This window comes from Amycolatopsis sp. CA-161197 (assembly GCF_050942255.1).
Lineage (GTDB): Bacteria > Actinomycetota > Actinomycetes > Mycobacteriales > Pseudonocardiaceae > Amycolatopsis.
Window position 1 is genome coordinate 1,564,256 of record NZ_CP192059.1, and the last position, 20,269, is coordinate 1,584,524.

Below are 20,269 nucleotides of genomic sequence, written 5' to 3' on the forward strand. Positions count from 1 at the left end.
CTTGCGGGAAGTCGCTCATGCGTGAGGACGAGGTCCTCGCCCAGCTCACCACGCCCCTGGCCGCGCCGGCTTTCCCGCGCGGGCCCTACCGCTTCACCGACCGCGAATACCTGAACATCACCTACCGGACGGATCCGGCGGCGCTGCGGGCGCTCGTGCCGGAACCGCTGGTCGTCGACGAGCCGCTGGTGCGGTTCGAGGTGATGCGCATGCCCGACGTGACCGGCCTCGGCGACTACACCGAGTCGGGCCAGGTCGCGATGGTGCGCCACGGCGACGAGGCCGGTGAGTTCACCCTCGGCATGTACGTGGACAGCCTGCCCGCCATCGCGAGCGGCCGCGAGGTCGCCGCGTACCCGAAGAAGCTCGGCAAACCCAGGCTGTACACCGATTCCGACACCCTCGTCGGCTCGCTCGACTACGGCTCGATCCAGGTCGCGCTCGCCACGATGGGGTACAAGCACCGCACGCTCGACGAAGCCCAGGCGCGTGCGGAGCTGACCGCGCCGACGTTCATGCTCAAGATCGTGCCCGGCTACGACGGGCGCCCGCGCATCTGCGAGCTCGCGCGCAGCCAGATCACCGACGTGACGATCAAGGGCGCCTGGACCGGGCCCGCGCGGCTGCACCTCGTGGCCCACGCGCTGGCGCCGCTGGCCGACCTGCCGGTGCTGGAGATCGTGTCGGCCGGCCACCTCCTGACCGACCTCACGCTCGGCCGGCTCGCGGTCGTGCACGACTACCTGGCTTGAGGGGAAAGCATGAAGGCGACCATCGTCGGTGGCGGGGTCATCGGCGTGTCCTGGGCGGGGCTGATGGCCTCGCGCGGCCTGGACGTGACGGTCAGCGACCCGGCGCCCGGCATCGAGGACACCGTGCGCGCCGGGCTGGAGGAGCTGAAGCCGGCGTTGCGGGAACTCGGCTTGCCGGCAGACGACTTGGCGGTGCGCTTCGAACCGGACCTCGCGACGGCGGTTGCGCAGGCCGACGTCGTGCAGGAGAACGGGCCTGAACGGCTCGATCTGAAGCACCAGATCTTCAGCACGATCGAAGCGCACGCTCCGGCGCACGCCCTGCTGTTGACGTCCACGTCGGGCATCCCCGCCACGGACATCGCCACGGCGCTGAAGCAGCCGGAACGGCTCGTGGTGGGGCACCCGTTCAACCCGCCGCACCTGATTCCGCTGGTGGAGGTCGTGCCGGGGGAGAAGACGTCGGCGGAGAACGTGGCGCGGGCCGTCGAGTTCTACGAAAGCCTGGGCAAGAAGCCGATCGTGCTGGCGAAGGAGGTGCCCGGGTTCGTCGCGAACCGGCTGCAGGCCGCGATCTTCCGCGAGTGCGTGCACCTGGTCGCCGAAGGGGTGGTCACCGAGCAGCAGCTCGACGAGGTGGTCACGTCCTCGCTCGGGCAGCGGTGGGCGGTGAGCGGGCCGTTCCTGAGCTTCCACCTGGGCGGCGGGGCCGGCGGGCTGCCGCACTTCCTCGAACACCTGGGCCCTGGCCTGCAGGAACGCTGGGGTCAGCTGGGCACGCCGGACCTGGACGAACCGACCGTCGCGCTACTGAGTGCCCAGTCGGAGGACTTCGGCGGCGCGATCGACGAGCTGGCGAAGGCCCGGGACGAGAAGCAGATCGCCGTGATGAGGGCGTTGGCGACCACGCCGGGACAGGAGCAGCGATGACCGTCACCGACCGCATCCGCGAAGCGCTCGCCAACCCCATCCGTTCCGAGGCCGACGACCGGTTCGACATCCACGCCGCGCTGGCCGAAGTGCTGGCCGACGCCGGACTGTCCGAAAAGGACTGCGGCGGCAGCGTCGAGTTCCTCGGCGCGGACCCGATCGTGCCGAGCGCCGTACGGCTGGGCGCGGCGCCGGCGATCGGGCTCGTCGCGAAGTCCGTGGCATTGGCCGCGTTGTGGCGCCACCGCGGTGGGCCGGGCCAGGACATCAGCATGGACGTGCGCACGGCGCCGCACCGGCTGTGCCCGTTCTACGACAAGAAGTGGGAGCTGATCAACGGCCTGCCGCCCACCAACACGGCCGACCCGGGCAGCCCGTTCACGCTCAAGTTCTACCGTGCCGGCGACGGCCGCTGGGTGATGCCGCTCGACATCTACCCCAAGCTCAAGTCCGCCACGCTCAAGCTCCTGCGCACCTACGACGACGAACCCGCCGTGGCCAACGCCGTCGCCCGCTGGAACGCCCTCGACCTGGAGGAGGCCGGCGCCGACGCGGGGCTCGTGATGCCGATGGTGCGCAGCACGGAGGAGTTCCTCCAGACGCGCCAATACCGCGACGTGCTCGCGGACCTGCCGTTGATCGAGATCGAGAAGATCGGCGACTCCGACCCCGAACCGCTGTCGGAGGGCGCTCGTCAGCCGCTCGACGGCGTGCGCGCGCTGGGTATGGGACACGTGATCGCCGGCGCCGCCATCGGGCGCGCGCTGGCGCAGCACGGTGCCGACGCGCTGAACCTGTGGCGCCCCACCGAGTGGGAGAACCCGGTGACGTACTCGACGGCGAACGTCGGCGTCCGATCGGCCACAGTGGACTATCTGCGGGACAAGACGGCGCTGGCGAAGGTGCACGAGCTGGTGCGCAGCGCGGATGTCTTCTACGCCAACCGGCGGCCGGGCCTCGTTGCCGGGCTCGGGTTGTCCGCCCAGGGCGCGGCGGAGCTCCGGCCGGGGATCATCCACACGACCGTGTCGCTGCACGGCGAGCGTGGGCCGTGGGCGCAGCGAGTGGGCTTCGACCAGACGGCGGGGTGCGTCGCCGGGATGATGACGCTGGAAGGCTCGCCGGACCAGCCCGTGCTGCCGCACATCGGCGTGGTCAACGACTACCTCGTGCCGTGGCTGGCCACCACCGGGATTTGCGCCGCGTTGATGCGCCGGGCGAGAGAAGGCGGCAGCTACCGCGTGCACATCTCGCTGACGCGGATCGCGTTGTGGATCATCAGCCTGGGTGTGTTCGACAAGGAGTACGCGCGCACGGTAGCCGGCACCGGTGAGCTGCACGCGTATGTCGACCCGGAGACGTTCACGGCCGAGACGCCGCTGGGGCTCTACCAGGGCGTGACCGACCAGGTGCGGATGTCGGAGACGCCGGGTGAGTTCTCGACGATCCTCGTGCCACGCGGGTCCGGGCGCGCCGAGTGGCTGCCGCGGTCGCCCCGCCGCAACTGTGGTCGGATTGGCAACTGACAACACAGTAGGGTCGTGATCATGATCCCGGACGTGGTTTCCCGCCTGCGCAAGTCGTTCGCCTCCGGCCGCACCAAGCCGCTGTCGTGGCGGCGCGAGCAGCTCGGCGCGTTGAAGCGCATGCTGCTGGAGCAGGAGGACGACTTCCTCGCCGCCTTGCAAGCCGACCTCGCGAAGAACGCCACCGAGGCCCGGCGCACCGAGCTGATGTTCATCGTCAACGAGGTCGACGACACCCTGGAGCACCTCGACGAGTGGCTGGCGCCGCAGCCCGCCGGGCTGCCGGAGCGGTTGCTGCCCGCCGAAGGGCGCGTGGTGCGGGAGCCGCTGGGTGTGGCGTTGATCATCGGGCCGTGGAACTACCCGCTGCACCTCGCGCTGGCGCCGCTGGTGGGGGTGCTCGCCGCGGGCAATGCCGCCGTCGTGAAGCCGAGCGAGCTTTCACCGACGGTGTCGGCCGCCATCGCGCGCCACGTGCCGGCGTACCTCGACCCCGAGGCCGTGGCCGTGGTGGAGGGCGCGATCCCGGAGACGACGGAGCTGCTGGAGCAGCACTTCGACCACATCTTCTACACGGGCAACGGCGTCGTCGGGCGGATCGTGATGACCGCCGCCGCGAAGCACCTCACGCCGGTGGCGCTGGAGCTGGGCGGCAAGAGCCCGGTGATCGTGGACACCGACGTCGACCTCAAGGTGGTCGCGCAGCGGATCGTGGACACGAAGTTCATGAACGCCGGCCAGACCTGCGTCGCGCCCGACTACGTGCTGGCCATCGGCGACACGGCGGCGCGCCTCGAACCGCTGCTGACGGAGGCGCTGCGGGCGAAGTTCGGCGACGACCCGGCGGCGAGCCCCGACTACGGGCGCATCGTGAACACCCGGCACTTCGACCGGCTGTCGCAGCTCCTGGCCAGCGGCCGCGTGGTCACCGGCGGTCAGACGGACCGCGACGCCAAGTTCATCGCACCGACCGTGCTCGCCGAGGTGGCGCCCGACGCACCCGTGATGGGCGAGGAGATCTTCGGGCCGATCCTGCCCGTGCTGGCCGTGTCGTCTTTGGACGACGCCATCACGTTCATCACGGGCCGCGACAAACCGTTGGCGCTGTACGCCTTCACGGGGTCCGAAGAGGTCAAACAGCGCATCCTCACCGAAACCTCCTCCGGTGCGGTGACGTTCGGCATGCCGGTGCTGCACCTCGTCGCGCCGGAACTCCCGTTCGGCGGCGTCGGCGAAAGCGGCATGGGCCGCTACCACGGCAGGTACTCCATCGACACGTTCAGCAACCTCAAAGCGGTGCTCGACAAGCCATTGTCCTGACGACTCGGTGGAATCCCCCGGGGGCGGCTACGATCCTGGATCATGAGCCACCCAGGGGGTCAGCAACCGCAGGGTTATCCGCAAGGTCAGCAGGGGGGCCCGGCGGGGTATCCGGCGCCGGGACAGCCGGGTCAGCCGCCGCAGTGGCATCCCGAGACCGGCCAGGCGCAGCAGGGGTTCGGCCAGGCCGCCGGGTCGCAGCCGGGTTACGCGCAGCCGCAAGGGGAACAGGGCCAGCCGGGTTACCCGCAGCCGAACCAGGCCGGGTACCCGCAGCCCGGTTACCAGCAACCCCTGCCCCAGCACGGTCAGCCGCAGCAGTGGGGCACCCCGCCGCAAGGGCAGCCCGCTCAGCCGGGCTACCCGCAGGCGGGCCCGGCCGGGTACCCGCAGCAGGCCGGCGACCTACCGCCGGGCTACCAGCAACCCCTCCCGCAGCACGGGCAGCCGCAGCAGTGGGGCGCTCCGCAGCAGCCGTTCTCGCAGCCGCCACAGGGCTTTTCCCAGCAGCCGGGCCAGGCGGCCGGTCCACTGACCCAGCCCGGCCTCGGCGCGATCCCGGCCGTGCTCGGCGTGGTGCTGGAGCTGGTCGCGCTGTTCGGCGTCTCGTGGATCACCTTCACCAACGGCACCCAGTCGGTGACGATGACCTTCCTCGACCTCGTGAAGGCCGCCAGCGACAACGCGGCCGCCTCCGGCTTCGCGGCGACGTACGTGCAGTTCCTCGCCTTCCTGATCACCGCCGCGACCGCCGCGTCGGTGCTGCCGTGGACGCTCGGCGCGCTCCGGGCCAAACGCTCGGCGTTCCTGCTGAGCGGCATCCGCAGCCGCGAACTCACGCGGGCGAGCTTCTGGTGGTACCGCACGGTCTTCAGCGGCCGCGCGGCCGTCATGCTGATCCTCCACGTCGCCGGCATCGCCACCCTCTACTGGGGCAACTTCCCCTCCCTGGGCCTCGGCCCGATCCTCCTCCTGGTCGGCGCCGTCCTGGTCATCGCCGGCGCGGCCATGGGCCCCCGCCAGGCCCCGGCCATGCCCTGATCTTCCACAAGGGAACGTCAAGAAGACCAGCGCACACGGATCTCCACAAAGGACCCTAGGCGGCCGCTTCGAAGAACAACGCGACCGCCAGCGCCCCCGGATCGGTGACGCCGCGGGCGTTTCGCCGACGTAGCTCGCCCGGCCGCGTTTGGCCAGCAGCTGGGCGGTCGAGGCGGCGCCCGCGTCCGCGGCGTCAGCGGCGGAGCGCCGCGCGGTGGGCAGGGGGTCGGCGCGGGTGGCGTCTTCGGACAGGGCCGTGGCGGCCGGGCCATCGCGTCGACCATGGTCTTGTGGCCGACCTGGGCCTTGCCGAGGCGTCGGACGACGGCGAGGCCGGCCGAAGCCGAAGTCGCCAACGAAGGCGTGGTCAAGGCCGAGGAGCGAGCTCACCGACCTTGACCGCCGCACCGGCGACTTCGCCACCAACCTGCGCTCCGCCTGAAACCGCGCGCACGATCTCCCCCGAGCTCGGCGCGGGCCGCCGGCCCGGCCGGCTGACCTGTCAGGCCGGCGCCAGCACCAACGTGGTGTGCTGCCCGTTCAGCCCCTCGTTCATCACGAGCGCGCACGCCACCACGGTGCCCAGCCAGACGGCCGACAACGCGAGGTCCGGTCGGGGGACCACCGGGTAGAGCACCGGGGTGAACGTGTTCCCGCCATTGCCGCCCGTGGCCGCGTGGACGTGGTTCAGGTAGCGGATCCCGGTGGTCCGGTCGAACAGCACCGGGTGCCGGAAGGCCTCGCTCATGTCGAACCCGCGGCGCTTCTTCTCGGGGCGCGTGTCCGCGAACTCCGTCACCTCGACGACGTGGCCGACCGGGATCGGCGCGGGGTAGTTCACCGCGATCGTGCGATTCACACCGGCACCCTAGCAACCGCCGGCCGTTCCGCTGACGGGAAAAATGACACTCCACAGTGGACACATCCTACGTCTGGTTCCACCGCTTCGTCCGGAAATCGAGTTACGCACGTCACTGCGCCATGGCGAGTTCGGCCGAAGTTCAGCCACTGCTCATCCACTCCTGGGCGAACGGCTCACCGCGGCGGACGAGTGTTCCTCGTGGCTCCCACCCCGAAAGGACCTCGATGACCGAGAACACCGACCAGGGCAACGGTTTCACGCGCAGACGCCTCCTGGGTTCCGCGGCCGCCGCGGGCGGTCTCGCCGCCGCCGCGATGGCGCTGCCGGCCAACGTTCGCAAGGCGATCGCTTCCCCCGCCCCGAAGAACGGCCGGATCTCCGACATCAAGCACGTCGTGATGCTGATGCAGGAGAACCGCAGCTTCGACCACTACTACGGCACGCTGTCCGGCGTCCGCGGCTTCGGCGACCCCCACGTCGCGCGCCAGGCGGACGGCAGTTCGGTCTTCTACCAGAAGGACGCGAAGAACCCCAAGGGTTACCTGCTGCCCTACCACCTGGACACGAAGTCGACCGCCGCGCAGGCGATCCCGTCGACGAGCCACGAGTGGGCCGTGCAGCACCAGGCCTGGAACGGCGGCAAGAACGACCAGTGGCTGCCCGCCCACCGCGCCGCCGACGGCGAGACCAACGGCCAGTACACCATGGGTTACTTCACCCGTGAGGACATCCCGTTCCAGTACGCGCTGGCCGACGCGTTCACGATCCTCGACTCCTACCACTGCTCGGTGCTCGGCCCCACGGGCCCGAACCGGCACATGTGGATGGCCGGGACGATCGACGCCGCGGGCGACTTCGGTGGCCCGTCGCTCACCACGAGCGCGCCCAACGGCCAGTACTCGTTCAAGACCTACCCCGAGCGCCTCACCGAGGCCGGCGTGAGCTGGAAGGTCTACCACCAGCCGGGGTCGGTCACCGGGCTCGCCGCGATCCAGCACATCGCCCAGTACTTCAACGCGAAGCCGGGCGACGACCTGTTCGAGAAGTGCATGAACCCGCAGCCGCTCGGCCAGTTCGAGTACGACGCGGCCCACGACCAGCTGCCCACCGTGAGCTGGATCCTGCCGCCGGCGGGCTTCGACGAGCACCCGGCCGGCCTGCCCGCCGCCGGTGCGACCTTCGTCGCCGGCAAGATCGACGCCATCGCGGCCAACCCCGACGTGTGGGCCAAGACGGCGTTCATCCTGTCCTACGACGAGAACGACGGCCTGTTCGACCACGTCGTGCCGCCTACGCCGAAGCCCGGCACCCCGGGTGAGTTCGTGTTCAAGACGTCGGTGACCGGTGTCGACGGCGCCGGCCTGCCCACCGGCCTCGGCTTCCGCGTGCCGTGCATCATCGTGTCGCCGTGGACCGTCGGCGGCTGGGTGTGCTCGGAGCTGTCCGACCACACCTCGCAGCTGCGGCTGCTGGAGCACGTGACCGGCGTGCGCGAAACCAACATCACCGACTGGCGCCGCCGCACCGTGGGTGACCTCACCTCGGCGTTCCGGTTCCACGACGCGACCAAGCACGCGCCGACGCTGCCCGACACCACGGGCCAGTACAACCTCGCCCAGTACGAGGTCAGCCAGTTCAAGCTGCCGCCCATCCCGACCACGCAGCAGAGCTTCCCCCACCAGGAGCCCGGCCACCGGCCGAAGACCTCCTGACCTCGGCGTTCGTCACCCGTCCGTCCATTCGCGACGGACGGGTGACGGCGCGCGCGGCTCTCGGCTGATACGATCGCGGGGAACTTGCAGGACGAGTTTCCAGGGAGCTGACCACCGCGATGGTGGCTGAGGACGACATCTCCGGGTGAATCCGGCGACGACAGCGGTGCGCACGGTCGGTTTTCGACCGCCGCGACACCGCACTTTTTCGTCTCCTCCTTCAAACCCTGCCCTGTCGTTCTCCGGGCGGCTCACGCACGCCCGCATCGCAGCTTGAGAGTCCTGTCATGTCCAAGATCTCCGTCGTCGCCACCGGCCTGTCCTTTTCCTGGACCGACGGCACCCCCGTCTTCGAAGACCTGTCCTTCACGCTCGGGCCGGGTCGCACCGGTCTCGTCGCGCCCAACGGCGCCGGCAAGAGCACCCTGCTCAAGCTCATCGCCGGCGAGCTCCACCCGCTCGCCGGTTCGGTGACCGCCGACGGCGTGCTCGGCTACCTGCCGCAGACGCTGCCGCTGGCCGGCGAGCCGACCGTGGCCGAGGTGCTGGAGATCGCGCCGATCGTGCGCGCGCTCGCAGCCATCGAAGGCGGTGACGCGAGCGAAGAGCACTTCGCGAAAGTCGGCAGCGACTGGGACATCGAGGAGCGCGCCCGCGCGGAGCTCGACCGGCTCGGGCTCGGCGACGTCGGGCTCGACCGCCGGCTCGACACCCTCAGCGGTGGCCAGATCGTGTCGCTCGGCCTGGCCGCGCAGCTGCTGAAACAGCCCGACGTGCTGCTGCTCGACGAGCCCACCAACAACCTCGATCGCGGCTCCCGGCGCCGCCTGCACGCCGTGCTCGGCGACTGGAAGGGCACGTTGCTGCTGGTCAGCCACGACCGCGACCTGCTCGACCGCATGGACCGGATCGCCGAGCTCGACCACGGTTCGCTGCGGCTGTTCGGAGGCAGCTTCACCGAGTACGAGGGCGCGAAGAAGGCCGCGCGCGAGGTCGCGGAGAAGAACGTGCGCTCGGCCGAGCAGGAGGTCAAGCGCGAGAAACGCGAGCTGCAGCAGGCCCGCGAACGCGCGGCACGGCGGGCGTCCACCGGCGCCCGCACCGGCTCCGACATCCCGCGCATCGCGCTCGGCAACATCAAGCGGCGCGCGGAGTCGTCGGCCGGCAAGGCCAACGACATGCACTCCCAGCGGCTCGGCGCCGCCAAGGCCCGGCTCGACGAAGCCGACCGCGCCGCGCGCGAGGACGACACGATCGTGCTGGAGCTGCCCGACACCGCGGTGCCCGCCGGGCGCACGGTGTTCCACGGCGAGCGCCTGCGCGTGCGGGAGCTGTTCGCCGGTGAAGGCGCGACGCTGGCGATCCGCGGGCCGGAGCGGATCGCGTTGATCGGAGCCAACGGAGTCGGCAAGTCGACATTGCTGCGGCTCATCGCGGGCTTGCTCGAACCCGACAGCGGGCTGCTGACCAGGGCCGACGGCCGCGTCGCGTACCTCTCGCAGCGCCTCGACCTGCTGGACGACGACCGCACCGTGGCGGAGAACCTGCGCGCGGCCGCGCCGCAGCTGCCCGAGGCCGACCTGATGAACCTGCTCGCCCGCTTCCTGTTCCGCGGGCCGCGGGCGCACCTGCCGGTCGGCGTGCTCTCGGGTGGCGAGCGGCTGCGGGCGACGCTGGTGTGCGTGCTGTGCGCGGAGCCGGCGCCGCAGCTGCTCCTGCTCGACGAGCCCACGAACAACCTCGACCTCGCCAGCGTGGAGCAGCTCACCGGCGCGCTCAACGCGTACCAGGGTGCGTTCGTGGTCGTGAGCCACGACGACCGCTTCCTCGCCGACCTGGGCCTCGGCCGCTGGCTCACGCTCGCCGACGGCAAGCTGACGGAAACGGGGCCGCCGTCGGATTCCTGACAAATGTCATGGGCGCTTCATGCGCCGGCTCACTGCTGCGAGCCGGCGCGTGCGCCCAGGATGAGTGGAGCACAAGGGGAGCACTCCACACCGTCCGGAAAGGACAGTCATGAACGCCGGATCCGCCGCCGTGTCCCACGAAAACCTCAACCACCCGCGCAGCCTCTCGGCCTTCCGCACCACGAGACTGCTCGTCATCGCCTACCTCACGCTCAGCGTGCTCACCGTCGGAGCGGTGGTCCTGCTGCGGAACAACTCCGCGATGGTCACCGACGCCGTGTGGGTGCGGACGGTGATCGTCGTGGCCAGTGCCCTGCTCACGTTGTCCTTCACCCTCCGGACGAGCAAGGGCTCGCGCCGCGCCTACCTGCGGCTGCGGTTGGTCACCGCGATCATGCTGGTGGCGCTGGTCGTCATCGCGGCACTGCCCGGCGCGTTCCCGGTGTGGCTGCGAGCCGAGCAGGGCGTGTGCGCGCTGCTCCTGCTGGGTGTGGTGCTGATCGTCAACGGGCGGCACGTCCGCTCGTTGTTCGCGCGGTCCTGACCACGATCCCGGTAGCGTGCCCGACGTGGACGACAACGTCGATCGCTGGGTGCTCGGGCGGCGCAGGTTCGTCCTCGACGCCGGCATGCTCGTGTACCCGGCGGTGACCGTGGCCGGCCTGGTGCCGCGCGGCGGCACCACCGCGGTGGTGGGCTGCGTGCTCGTGGGGTTGTTCAGCTGCTGTTACGTGGTGGCCGCGATCGCCGCGGACCGCGTGGCCCCGCGGGTGTTCTGGTGGTCGCTGGGCGCGCAGGCGGTGCTGTTCCTCGCCGCGTTGCCCTTCGCGCAGGCCGACGCGTTTTTCCTGGCCGCGGTCGTCGTGGCGTTTCTGATGCGGTTGCTGCGTGGCCGGGCGGCGGTGGCGGTGCTCCTGGGGGCCGGACTGGCGGCGATCGTGGTGCCGCCGGCCGTGCGGCCGTGGCACTCCGGGCCGGCGTGGTCGCAGGCCATCGCGCTCGTGTTCACCGCACTGATGGTCTACGCCTTCTCCGAGGCGGTCCGGGCGAACCGGGCGCTGGTCGAGGCGCGCGCGGAGGTACAGCGGCTCGCGGCCGAGGCCGAGCGGGCCCGGATCTCGCGCGACCTGCACGACCTGCTCGGCCACTCGCTCACCGCGATCACCGTGAAGAGCAATCTCGCCCGCCGGCTCGGGAAGACGGACGCGGAACGCGCGTTCGAGGAGATCGGCGAGGTGGAACGCCTTTCGCGCCAAGCGCTCGCCGACGTGCGCGCGGCCGTGTCGGGCAGTCCCGACGTGACTCTGGCCGGTGAGCTGGCGCGCGGCCGCGAGCTCCTGCGCGCGTCGGGCGTCACGGCCGACCTGCCCACGGCGACGGACGTGGTCGACGGCGCGCACCAGGAGCTGTTCGGCTGGGTCGTGCGGGAGGGGCTGACCAACGTCGCGCGCCACGCCCGCGCGACGAGCTGCACCGTCAGGATTTCGGCTTCGGAGGTGGAAGTGCGCGACGACGGAGTGGGCGCGGTGGCTGCTGCCGGCAACGGTCTGGACGGGTTGCGCTCACGCGTCGCCGAGGCCGGTGGGCGGATGGAGGCCGGGCCGGTGCAGCCGCGGGGGTGGCGGCTGTGCGTGTCGATGCCCGCGCCGCGTTCGAAGAACGGAGCGCCGGCATGACGATCCGCCTGCTGCTCGCCGACGACCAGGCCCTGGTGCGCCAGGCGTTGTGCGCCCTGCTGGAGCTGGAGGACGACTTCGCGGTCGTCGCGTCGGTCGGCCGCGGTGACCAGGTGGTGGACGCGGCGCTGGCGGAGCAGCCGGACGTCGCGCTGCTGGACATCGAGATGCCGGGCCTCGACGGGCTGGCCGCGGCGGCCGTGCTCGCCAAGAAAGCGCCGGGCTGTCGCGTGGTCATGCTGACCACGTTCGGGCGCGCGGGCTACCTGCGGCGCGCGATGGAGGCGGGCGCCGTCGGGTTCGTGGTGAAGGACGCCCCGGCCGAGACGCTGGCCGACGCGATCCGCCGCGTGGTCGCCGGTGAGCGCGTGGTGGATCCGGCGCTGGCCGTCGCGACGCTGGCGGCGGGGGAGTCGCCGCTCACCGCGCGCGAGCGCGACGTGCTGATTGCCGCCCGGTCGGGGGTCTCGGTGGCCGAGATCGCGGCCACGCTGTACCTGTCGGAGGGCACGGTGCGCAACTACCTGTCGGCGGCGATCGCCAAGACGGGGACGCGCAACCGGATGGAAGCGCTGCGGGTCGCCGACGAGCGCGGCTGGCTGTGACAGCCCGTGCCGTCCCCCGCCGTGGGTACCCACGGTGTGGCGAGGTGCCGCATGGAAAAGAGGGACAACCTGGAACTCGTTCGGCGAACATCCGACGAGAGAGGCAGGAAACCCGATGACCGACAAGAAGATCATTGCCGTGGTGGGAGCGACCGGTTCGCAGGGCGGTGGTCTGGCCCGTGCGATCCTCGACGACCCGCAGGGACCGTTCAGCCTTCGTGCGCTGACCCGCGACGTCGAGTCCCCGGCGGCGAAGGAGCTGGCGGCGCGCGGTGCGGAGGTCGTGGTGGCCGATCTCGACGACGAGGCCAGCGTGCTGCGCGCGTTCGAAGGCGCGTATGGCGCCTACGTGGTCACGAACTTCTGGGTCCAGCGCACGCCCGAGGAGGAAGCGGCGCGCACGCGGGCGCAGATGGAGCTCGACCAGGCGGAGACCGCCGCCCGCGCGGCGAAGAAGGCCGGCCTGAAGCACGTGGTCTGGTCCACGCTGGAGGACACGCGTCCCCACTTCGCGCACCAGGGCACGCAGCTGCCGACGCTGCTCGAGAAGTACACGGTGCCGCACTTCGACGCCAAGGGTGAGGCCAACCGGTTCTTCACCGCCCACGGCGTGCCGACCACGTTCCTGGAGACCACCTTCTACTACGAGGCGTTCCTGCAGGGCCAGGGCGTGCACCGCGGCGCCGACGGCAAGCTCGAGCTGACCAACCCGATGGGCGACGCCGTGATGGCGCTCGTCGCGTCGGAGGACATCGGCCGCACCGCCTACGGCATCTTCCTCGCGGGCCCGACCTACATCGGCCGCACGGTCGGCCTGGCGGGCGCTCACTACACCGGTGTCCAGCTGGCCGAGCTGTTCGCGAAGGTGCTCGGCGAAGACGTCGTCTACCGGCCGCAGACCCACGACGAGGCGCGCGCCGCCGGTTACCCGGGCGCCGTCGAGGTCGGCAACATGTACCAGTTCTACGCCGACGCCGCCGACTCGTTCGTCGAGTCCCGCGACCTCGAGCGTGCGCGCCGCATCAACCCGCGGCTGAAGCCGCTGGAGGAGTGGCTGCGGGAGCACAAGTCGGAGCTCGTCACCGACTGATCCGGGTTCCGGACCGCCGTGAGACGTCGTCGGGGGACGGCCCGCGGCAGTCCGGGTCGCGTGCGGCGGCGGTGAGGCGCCGCCGCACGGGGGGAACGCTCGCCGGCGGGGCTGGTCGCACTGCGCCGCCGGCGGGCACTTCCTGGTTGGCCGGGCGAGCGCGTCAGTCCCAGGTGGCGGTTTCCGGGTCGACGCCGTGGGCCGCGGCGTTCGCGTTGATCACCTCGCGCAGCCACTGCGCCAGGTTCGGTGAGAACCCGCTGTAATAGCCCGCGAACCCCTCGTCCTCCGCCAGCAGCCGGCCGAGGCAGACGTGGCGGGCGTGGGGGCAGTCGAAGTACGTGGTCATGGCCGCACGGTGGCGTTCGGCCAAGGCGTTGGCCTCGGCGGAGCCCGGGATGACGCCGGACCGGTGCGCGGTCGCCAGGTCGGCGTTCAGCTTTTCCACGCGAGCCGTGACTTCCCGCCAGTCGGCAGGGCTCAGCGCGGCGGCGCGTTCGGCGTACTGGGTCCATTGAGGACTGTCGCCCCAGCGGGTTTCGGCTTCGCCGACCCATTCCGGGCGCCAGTCGGAGCCGAAGATCTCCACCTGCTGTTCCGGGGTGAGCTGGATGCCGGTCTTCGCGGCGGCCAGCATGCGGTCGACGGCCGACACCATCGTCTCCAGGCGGGAAATCCGGTCGACGAGCTCGGTGCGCTGGCGCCACAGGTGCTCGCGGGCGTCGACGGCCGGGTCGTCGAGGAGCCGGCCGATCTCGGCGAGCGGGAACCCCAGCTCGCGGTACACGAGGACCCGGTGCACTCGGGCGATGTCGTCGCCCGAGTACACCCGGTACCCCGCGTGAGTGCGCTCGCTCGGACGCACGAGGCCGATGGCGTCCCAGTGGTGCAGCGTCTTCACGCTGACCCCCACGAGCGCCGCCGTCCGGCCGACGGTGAGGCCTTCGCTCATCAGGCCAGTGTGGCTCATCCCCGAGGAACGTCGATTCCGACGGCGCGCAGCTCGGCGGCCTGGACGCTGTCCGGGTCGATCGGCCGGGCGGCGGTCATCACGATCCGCACCCGTTCGGGTGTCTGCACCGTCAGCTCGACGGAGTTCCACGGCTTCTCCTCCGGACCGCTCGTGCAGCCCGGCCGCAGCTGTTCGCACCGCGTGGCGACCTCGTCGATCTGGGAGAGGACGCACGAGAAGCTGATGGCCAACGCGGAGGCGGGCCCGACTTCACCCGGCACGAGCAGCACGTCCTGGAACGCCCACCGCCGCAGGTGGGTGATCCGGCCGGGAATGGAGAACAGGTCGATGAACCCGAGGCCGCGCAACCAGAAGTCCTTCGACTCCTCGAGGTCGGCCGTCGGGATCATCGGGAACATGGGCATGCCGTAGATGCCGCGGTAGGGCTCCGGCACGATCGCGTCGAGGGCCGGCATCGGGACGGGGCTGGTGAATTCGGTCACGCCCTCGATGCTGGACCCTCCTGCGACGTCAGGGTCAAGGCCGAAGCAGGATCCGGATCGGGTCGCCTTCGTGCTCGCGCAGGCGCCGCACGCCCTCGGCGGCTTCCTCCAGCGGCAGGATCGCGCTCACGGAGCCCGACACGTCCAGCCGCCCGCGGGCGACAAGTTCCACGAGATCGGCCAGGTGCTTCATGCGGTAACCGAGGTGCCCGACGACGGTGTGGCGCCGTCGCACGAAGTTCAGCTCGGCGCCCAGATCCAGCTGATCGGAGGACATGCCCACGAGCACCAGCCGGCCGCGGTGGCCGAGGGCGCGGTCGGCCTGCGTGAGGCTGGCGCCGCGGCCGACGCAGTCGAACGCGACGTCGAGGCCGTGGCCGGCGGTGATCTCCGCGAGCTTGTCCGGCGTGGCCTCGTCGAGCGGGTCGAGCGCGAAGTCGGCGCCGAGGCCGAGCGCGCGTTCGCGGGCCGCCGGCAGCGGGTCGAGCGCGACGATCGGCGACGCGCCGCAGATGCGCGCGAGCTGCACCAGGTGCGTGCCCAGCCCGCCGAGCCCCCAGATGCCCACGGCTTCCGCGGGGCGCAGCCCGGCCGTGTCGACGGCGCCGTACGGGGTCGACACCGCGTCGGCCAGCACCGCGGCCTGCTCCAGCGGCACGTGGTCCGGCACGTCGACCAGCGTCGTCGCGGGCGTGAGCAGGTACTCGGCCCAGGCGCCGTCGTAGTCGAAGGCCATGATCCGGAGCTTCTCGCACGAGTCGATCCCGCCGCCGTGGCGGCATTCGCGGCACGTGCCGCACGGCCGGCCCGCGGCCACGACCACGCGGTCACCCGGCGACCAGAAGCTCACCCCTTCGCCGACGGCCGCGACCGTGCCGGCCGTTTCGTGCCCGGGCGTGATCACCGGCTGCCGCGGGGTGAAGGCCCCGTCGAGCTGGGAGAGGTCCGAGTGGCAGATCCCGCACGCCGCGACCTTGACCACGACCTCACCGCGTCCCGGGGCCGGCACGGGCACCGTCTCCACGCTCAGCTTCTTCGACGCCGCGTCGAACCGCGCCGCTCGCATCGTGGCCGGCAGGCCGCTCATGGGGACTCCTCTTCGGGTCGGCTTATGCGCCGACCCTAATGATCAAGGGTCGCCGGGAGCAACGACTGCTGACCGTCCGTACCGGCATCCGTGCACCGGACCGTCCTGAGTGGACTATTCGAGCGCGGCGGTGAGCTCCAGGTGGATGCCGTGGGGGTCGTCGACCGACAGGATCGCGATGCCGAACGCCGGCAGGTCGCGGATCGTGCCGTGCACGACCTCCGTGGCGTCGAGGCGCTCCTGCGCTTCCCGCAGCCGGGCCATGGAGCCGAGCTGGAAGCTCAGGTGGTCGAGCCCGACGCGTTCGGACTCGAACCGGTCGGCCTTGTCGGCCACGGGACGCAGGCCGAGGACGAGGTTCTCGTTGGCGAGCACGACTCCGCCGTAGAGCGCCTCGCGGTCCGCCCGGATGGCCGGGTCGTCCGGGCTGCCCGGCGACTCGGCCGCCACGCCGAAGCCGAGCACCTCGGTGTAGAAGGCGCGCGAGCGGTCGAGGTCGGTCACGGTGAGCCGCAGGTGGTGGACGCCGCCCAGGGCGCTGAGGATCGGCATGGTGGCCGCCTTCCGGATCGGCCCGCCGCCCCCTCGGCGACGGTGCCTGCTTCGCACGCTAGGTCCACCTCGGTCGTGCCGGAAGTGTCCGTTCCGACGCGTTCGGTACCGTTCCCGGCCTGGAGGCCGCGTCGTTCGTCGTCTGTTTCGGCCTCGCCGCCGGTCCTGGAAGTGCCGCGGACGCGCCGCTGACCTGCTGCATCCGGCGCGTTCGCTGCGTGTTCGCCGACGATGCGGTCCGCTCGCTGGGCTGCCCGATCCCCGCGGAACCGGTGAAAACCGTCTGGGCCGAGTGGACCAGGTCGCGCCCGAGCGCCCGGTTGAGCACGAGCTGCGCGGGGCGGCCGCAGCCGTACGCCACGACCATGACAGAGGCTCCCCTCGTGAGCGATCTGTCGTATACGAACTGTCTACTGTGGACGTTTCCGGCACGTGAATTCCGGATTGCCTTGTCGTAGCGGCACAACCACGAGGTGTCACGCGCAAAAAGGCGCGGTGTGATGTGGGCAGGATGTCGGAATAGGCGAGCCCCGTTCGTCGTAGGAGTGAGGTGGCTACCGACTGAGGGAGATGCTGTGACGAACAGGCTGGAAGCCGCACCCGGCGCGCGAGTGTCCGCTGGGGGCGGACAGCTCAAGCTGGTGCTGATCCTGGGTGTCCTCGTGGCACTCGGCCCGCTGTCCATCGACATGTACCTGCCTGCGCTGCCCACCATCGCGCAGGACCTGCTCACGTCCGAGTCCACCATCCAGCTGACGCTGACCGGCACCGTCCTCGGGCTGGCGCTCGGGCAGCTGCTGGTCGGGCCGCTGTCCGACGCGTTCGGCCGGCGGATCCCGCTCATCACCGGCAGTCTGATCCACGTCGCCGCCTCGCTGCTGTGCCTGGTGGCGCCGAACGTCGAGCTGCTGACCGGCGCGCGCATCCTGCAGGGCCTCGGCGCCTCCGCGGGCGCGGTGCTGGCGCTGGCTGTGGTGCGCGACCTCTACACCGACCGCAACGCCGCGAAGCTGCTGTCGCGCCTGATCCTCGTGATGGGCGTGTCCCCGGTGCTCGCCCCGACGCTCGGCAGCGCCCTGCTGAGCTGGACCGAGTGGCGCGGCGTGTTCGTGGTGCTCGCCGTGATCGGGCTCGCGAGCGCGATCGCCGCGGCGCTGGCCCTGCCGGAGACGCTGCCGAAGGCGCGCCGCCAGCCGTGGGAGTTCAAGGCGACGGTCCGCTCCTACCGTGGGCTGCTCACCGACCGCTCGTTCATCGGCCTGGTGATCGTGGCCGGCCTCGCGATGGCCGGGCTGTTCGCGTTCATCAGCGGCGGCTCGTTCGTGTTCCAGCAGGAGTTCGGTCTCAACCAGCAGCAGTTCGGCCTGCTCTTCGGCGCCAGCGCGATCTGGCTGATCGCGGCGACGCAGGTCAACGCGCGGCTGATGAACCGCTACGAGCCGGCCCAGGTGCTGCTCGTCGCGAGCGTGGCGGCCGTCGTGGCCGCGGCGGTCCTGCTGCTCACGGCGCTCACCGGCTTCGGCGGGATGTTCGGCGTCGCGGTGCCGGTGTGGGCGGTGCTGTTCTTCGCCGGCCTGATCCTGCCCAACGCGCCCGCGGTCGCCCTCAACTCCCACGGTGACAACGCCGGCACCGCGGCTTCGCTCCTGGGTGCCGTGCAGTTCGGCATCGGCGCGGCCGTGTCGCCGGTCGTGGGCCTGATCGGCAACAACGCGGCCGCCATGGCGATCGTGATGTTCAGCGGCATCCTGCTGGCGGGCGTGGTGCTGTGGGTTGTCGCCCGCCCGTGGCAGCTCGCGGTGCCGGGCGAGCCGGCCGGCGACGAGCCGGTGGCCGAGCCGGAGCCCGCGCCCAAGGCGGTGGCCTGCGCCGACGCGGTCTGACCGGCCGCTGCGGCACAGGTTCAGCGTCACAGGTTCAGCTGGGCGAGCCGTTCCGGGTCGGCGAGGATGTTGATCTCGACGATCCGGCCGGCGCGCACCGTCGGGCAGAACACCGACATCGGCTTGCCGTCCAGGAGGGCCACGATGCCGGCCGCGCCGTTGACGAGCACGGGCCGGCTTTCGGCGCCGAGCTGTTCGAACAGCACGGCCTGGCCGGCCACCGCGGCGGCGCCGCGAACGAGCCGCGAACCACCGGCCACGCCGGCGTCGGCGCGGAGCACGACGTCCGGGTCGAGCACCGCCAGCAGGGCGTCGAAGTCGCCCGAGCGCGAGGCGGCGAGGAAAGCGTCGATCACCTCGCGCTGGGCGGCGACGTCGGCGTCCGGCAGTGCCGCACCGCGGACACGGCGGCGCGCGCGGCTGGCCAGCTGCGCCGCGGTGGCGGGAGTGCGGCCGACGATCGGCGCGATCTCCGCGAAGGGCACGCCGAACAGGTCGTGCAGCACGAACGCCAGCCGCTCGGCCGGCGACAGTGTCTCCAGCACCACGAGCAGCGCGAGCCCGACGGAATCGGCGAGCACGGCCTGTTCCGCGGGATCTGGGTCCGCCGCCGCGACGATCGTGTCCGGCACGTGCGTCTCCAGCGGCTCCTCGCGGCGGGACTTGCGCGAGCGCAGCACGTCGAGGCACACGCGGCTGACGACTGTGGTCAGCCACCCGCCGAGGTTCACCACGCCGTCCGGGTCGGCGCGCGAAAGGCGCAGCCAGGCCTCCTGCACGGCGTCCTCGGCCTCGGTCACCGAGCCGAGCATCCGGTAGGCGACCCCGCGCAGGTGGTCGCGGTGCGCTTCGAACTGGTCCACCAGAATCGCGTCCACTGTCAGGTTCCTCCGTCGTGGTCCGTCAGAACGTTGACGGACCACGGACGAAGGATGTGACAGGAGAACCATGACCGACTTCCAGGCCATCGCCGACCGCGTCGAGCTCGGCGCGCTGTGCGCGGAGTTCACCGACGCCGGGATGACGCACGACTACGACCGCCTCGCCTCGCTGTTCACCGAAGACGGCGTGCTGCGCATCCCCGAAGGCGGCATCGAGCTGGCGAGCCGCGCCGAGATCCGCCGGGGCATCGAACGGGCCCGGGACCTGTGGGAGTACTTCCTGCAGACCGTGCACCCGGGCTCGATCCGCCTCGACGGCGACACCGCCACCGGACGCGCCTACATCGTGGAGTTCGGGCGGCTGCGCGACGGCAGCTCGCACCTCAACCAGTCCGTGTACCACGACCGCTACCGGCGCACGGCCGACGGCTGGAAGTTCACCGAGCGCGTGTACGAGATGCACTACGTCGACAGCACCCCGCTCACGGGCAAGGCCTCACCCGCGCTGGGTGAGGTCTTGTCCGTCAAGCTCTCAGAGTGAACTTTCGGTCTGCACGGAGTGGGCGATCACGGCCCAGATCACCAGCACGTCGAGCGTGATCACGATCAGCCCCCACGCCGGGGCGGCCGAGATGAACGCGAGCATCGCCAGCGCGTTGAACCCGGCCAGGATCACCACGACGACCTTGGCCCAGCCGGCGCCGCTGAACAGCGCGGCGCCGGCGGCGGCCGCGAGCACGCCGACGATGAGGTGCAGCCAGCCCCAGCCGGTGAGGTTCAGCACGAGGTAGCCACCGGGCGCGGTGACGTAGTAGTTGTTCTTGAACAGCGCCACGAGCCCGATGATGATGTTGAAGAAACCGGCGAGCATCGCGATCGTCGCCGCGAACACGGTCCAGCCGTTCGCCGCAGTCGGTTCGGCGAAGCCCGGCCTCGTCGAGTCCATCGCCCGCGGGTCCGCTCCCTGCATCCGGATGTAGTCAGACATAG

Annotated in this window: 20 protein-coding genes; 13 read left to right on the plus strand and 7 right to left on the minus strand. The window is 71.2% G+C overall.

Annotated features, from left to right (window positions below; all coding sequences use genetic code 11):
* Nucleotides 1-17 precede the first annotated feature (17 nt).
* Genes ACQPXB_RS07690 through ACQPXB_RS07710 form a run of 5 tightly spaced genes read left to right on the plus strand, consistent with a single transcriptional unit; the run spans nt 18 to nt 5,569 of the window.
* Nucleotides 18-752: an acetoacetate decarboxylase gene (locus tag ACQPXB_RS07690; RefSeq protein ID WP_432850398.1), complete on the plus strand. Its 735-nt coding sequence runs from the start codon at nt 18-20 to the stop codon at nt 750-752.
* A 9-nt stretch (nt 753-761) separates the two neighbouring features.
* Nucleotides 762-1,682: a 3-hydroxyacyl-CoA dehydrogenase NAD-binding domain-containing protein gene (locus tag ACQPXB_RS07695; protein WP_432850400.1), complete on the plus strand. Its 921-nt coding sequence runs from the start codon at nt 762-764 to the stop codon at nt 1,680-1,682.
* Nucleotides 1,679-3,208 carry a CoA transferase gene (locus ACQPXB_RS07700; RefSeq protein WP_432850402.1) on the plus strand — a complete coding sequence of 510 codons (1,530 nt, stop codon included), beginning with the start codon at nt 1,679-1,681 and terminating at the stop codon, nt 3,206-3,208. Before ACQPXB_RS07695 ends, ACQPXB_RS07700 begins: the two co-directional genes overlap by 4 nt.
* Nucleotides 3,209-3,229: 21 nt before the next feature.
* Nucleotides 3,230-4,528, plus strand: a complete 1,299-nt coding sequence (locus tag ACQPXB_RS07705) for an aldehyde dehydrogenase family protein (RefSeq protein ID WP_366578870.1) — start codon at nt 3,230-3,232, stop codon at nt 4,526-4,528.
* Between the two features lie 42 nt (nt 4,529-4,570).
* Nucleotides 4,571-5,569: a hypothetical protein gene (locus tag ACQPXB_RS07710; RefSeq protein WP_432850404.1), complete on the plus strand. Its 999-nt coding sequence runs from the start codon at nt 4,571-4,573 to the stop codon at nt 5,567-5,569.
* Between the two features lie 502 nt (nt 5,570-6,071).
* On the opposite strand, the gene ACQPXB_RS07715 is transcribed toward ACQPXB_RS07710, so the two are convergent.
* Nucleotides 6,072-6,428, minus strand: coding sequence for a hypothetical protein (locus tag ACQPXB_RS07715; RefSeq protein WP_432850406.1), 357 nt, complete (start codon nt 6,426-6,428; stop codon nt 6,072-6,074).
* Nucleotides 6,429-6,655: 227 nt separating this feature from the next.
* On the opposite strand from ACQPXB_RS07715, the gene ACQPXB_RS07720 reads away from it, so the two are divergent.
* From ACQPXB_RS07720 to ACQPXB_RS07745, 6 genes are all read left to right on the plus strand, one after another.
* Nucleotides 6,656-8,143 (plus strand): alkaline phosphatase family protein, encoded by a 1,488-nt coding sequence (locus ACQPXB_RS07720; RefSeq protein ID WP_432850408.1) that lies wholly within the window; start codon nt 6,656-6,658, stop codon nt 8,141-8,143.
* A 287-nt stretch (nt 8,144-8,430) separates the two neighbouring features.
* Nucleotides 8,431-10,050, plus strand: a complete 1,620-nt coding sequence (locus ACQPXB_RS07725; RefSeq protein ID WP_432850410.1) for an ABC-F family ATP-binding cassette domain-containing protein — start codon at nt 8,431-8,433, stop codon at nt 10,048-10,050.
* Between the two features lie 109 nt (nt 10,051-10,159).
* The gene (locus tag ACQPXB_RS07730; RefSeq protein WP_366578880.1) at nt 10,160-10,594 is read left to right on the plus strand and encodes a hypothetical protein; all 435 of its coding nucleotides are present in this window, start codon (nt 10,160-10,162) and stop codon (nt 10,592-10,594) included.
* Nucleotides 10,595-10,619: 25 nt separating this feature from the next.
* Nucleotides 10,620-11,726: a sensor histidine kinase gene (locus ACQPXB_RS07735; protein ID WP_432850412.1), complete on the plus strand. Its 1,107-nt coding sequence runs from the start codon at nt 10,620-10,622 to the stop codon at nt 11,724-11,726.
* Nucleotides 11,723-12,331 carry a response regulator transcription factor gene (locus ACQPXB_RS07740; RefSeq protein WP_354881654.1) on the plus strand — a complete coding sequence of 203 codons (609 nt, stop codon included), beginning with the start codon at nt 11,723-11,725 and terminating at the stop codon, nt 12,329-12,331. Before ACQPXB_RS07735 ends, ACQPXB_RS07740 begins: the two co-directional genes overlap by 4 nt.
* Nucleotides 12,332-12,446: 115 nt before the next feature.
* Entirely contained in the window at nt 12,447-13,421 is a 975-nt protein-coding gene (locus ACQPXB_RS07745; RefSeq protein WP_432850415.1) for an NmrA/HSCARG family protein, read from the plus strand.
* Between the two features lie 163 nt (nt 13,422-13,584).
* On the opposite strand, the gene ACQPXB_RS07750 is transcribed toward ACQPXB_RS07745, so the two are convergent.
* The 4 genes from ACQPXB_RS07750 to ACQPXB_RS07765 all read right to left on the minus strand — a co-directional run bounded on the left by ACQPXB_RS07750 (nt 13,585) and on the right by ACQPXB_RS07765 (nt 16,515).
* Nucleotides 13,585-14,373 (minus strand): MerR family transcriptional regulator, encoded by a 789-nt coding sequence (locus ACQPXB_RS07750; RefSeq protein ID WP_432850417.1) that lies wholly within the window; start codon nt 14,371-14,373, stop codon nt 13,585-13,587.
* 14 nt (nt 14,374-14,387) lie between these two features.
* Nucleotides 14,388-14,876, minus strand: coding sequence for a VOC family protein (locus ACQPXB_RS07755; protein WP_432850419.1), 489 nt, complete (start codon nt 14,874-14,876; stop codon nt 14,388-14,390).
* Between the two features lie 34 nt (nt 14,877-14,910).
* Complete coding sequence (locus ACQPXB_RS07760; protein WP_432850421.1) at nt 14,911-15,963, minus strand: zinc-binding dehydrogenase; 1,053 nt, start codon at nt 15,961-15,963, stop codon at nt 14,911-14,913.
* 114 nt (nt 15,964-16,077) lie between these two features.
* Nucleotides 16,078-16,515, minus strand: a complete 438-nt coding sequence (locus ACQPXB_RS07765; RefSeq protein ID WP_432850423.1) for a VOC family protein — start codon at nt 16,513-16,515, stop codon at nt 16,078-16,080.
* Between the two features lie 575 nt (nt 16,516-17,090).
* On the opposite strand from ACQPXB_RS07765, the gene ACQPXB_RS07770 reads away from it, so the two are divergent.
* Nucleotides 17,091-18,398 carry a Bcr/CflA family multidrug efflux MFS transporter gene (locus ACQPXB_RS07770; RefSeq protein WP_366578893.1) on the plus strand — a complete coding sequence of 436 codons (1,308 nt, stop codon included), beginning with the start codon at nt 17,091-17,093 and terminating at the stop codon, nt 18,396-18,398.
* Between the two features lie 26 nt (nt 18,399-18,424).
* Here the strand turns inward: ACQPXB_RS07770 and ACQPXB_RS07775 are convergent, their stop codons facing one another.
* A complete protein-coding gene (locus ACQPXB_RS07775) occupies nt 18,425-19,282 on the minus strand; it encodes a sigma-70 family RNA polymerase sigma factor (protein ID WP_366579350.1) in 858 nt (285 codons plus the stop codon).
* A 64-nt stretch (nt 19,283-19,346) separates the two neighbouring features.
* Here ACQPXB_RS07775 and ACQPXB_RS07780 point away from each other — a divergent pair, with 64 nt between their 5' ends.
* On the plus strand, nt 19,347-19,820 hold the full coding sequence (locus tag ACQPXB_RS07780) for a nuclear transport factor 2 family protein (protein ID WP_366578895.1): 474 nt from the start codon (nt 19,347-19,349) through the stop codon (nt 19,818-19,820).
* On the opposite strand, the gene ACQPXB_RS07785 is transcribed toward ACQPXB_RS07780, so the two are convergent.
* On the minus strand, nt 19,812-20,267 hold the full coding sequence (locus ACQPXB_RS07785; protein ID WP_366578896.1) for a DUF7144 family membrane protein: 456 nt from the start codon (nt 20,265-20,267) through the stop codon (nt 19,812-19,814). The genes ACQPXB_RS07780 and ACQPXB_RS07785 overlap by 9 nt on opposite strands.
* Nucleotides 20,268-20,269: the final 2 nt, after the last annotated feature.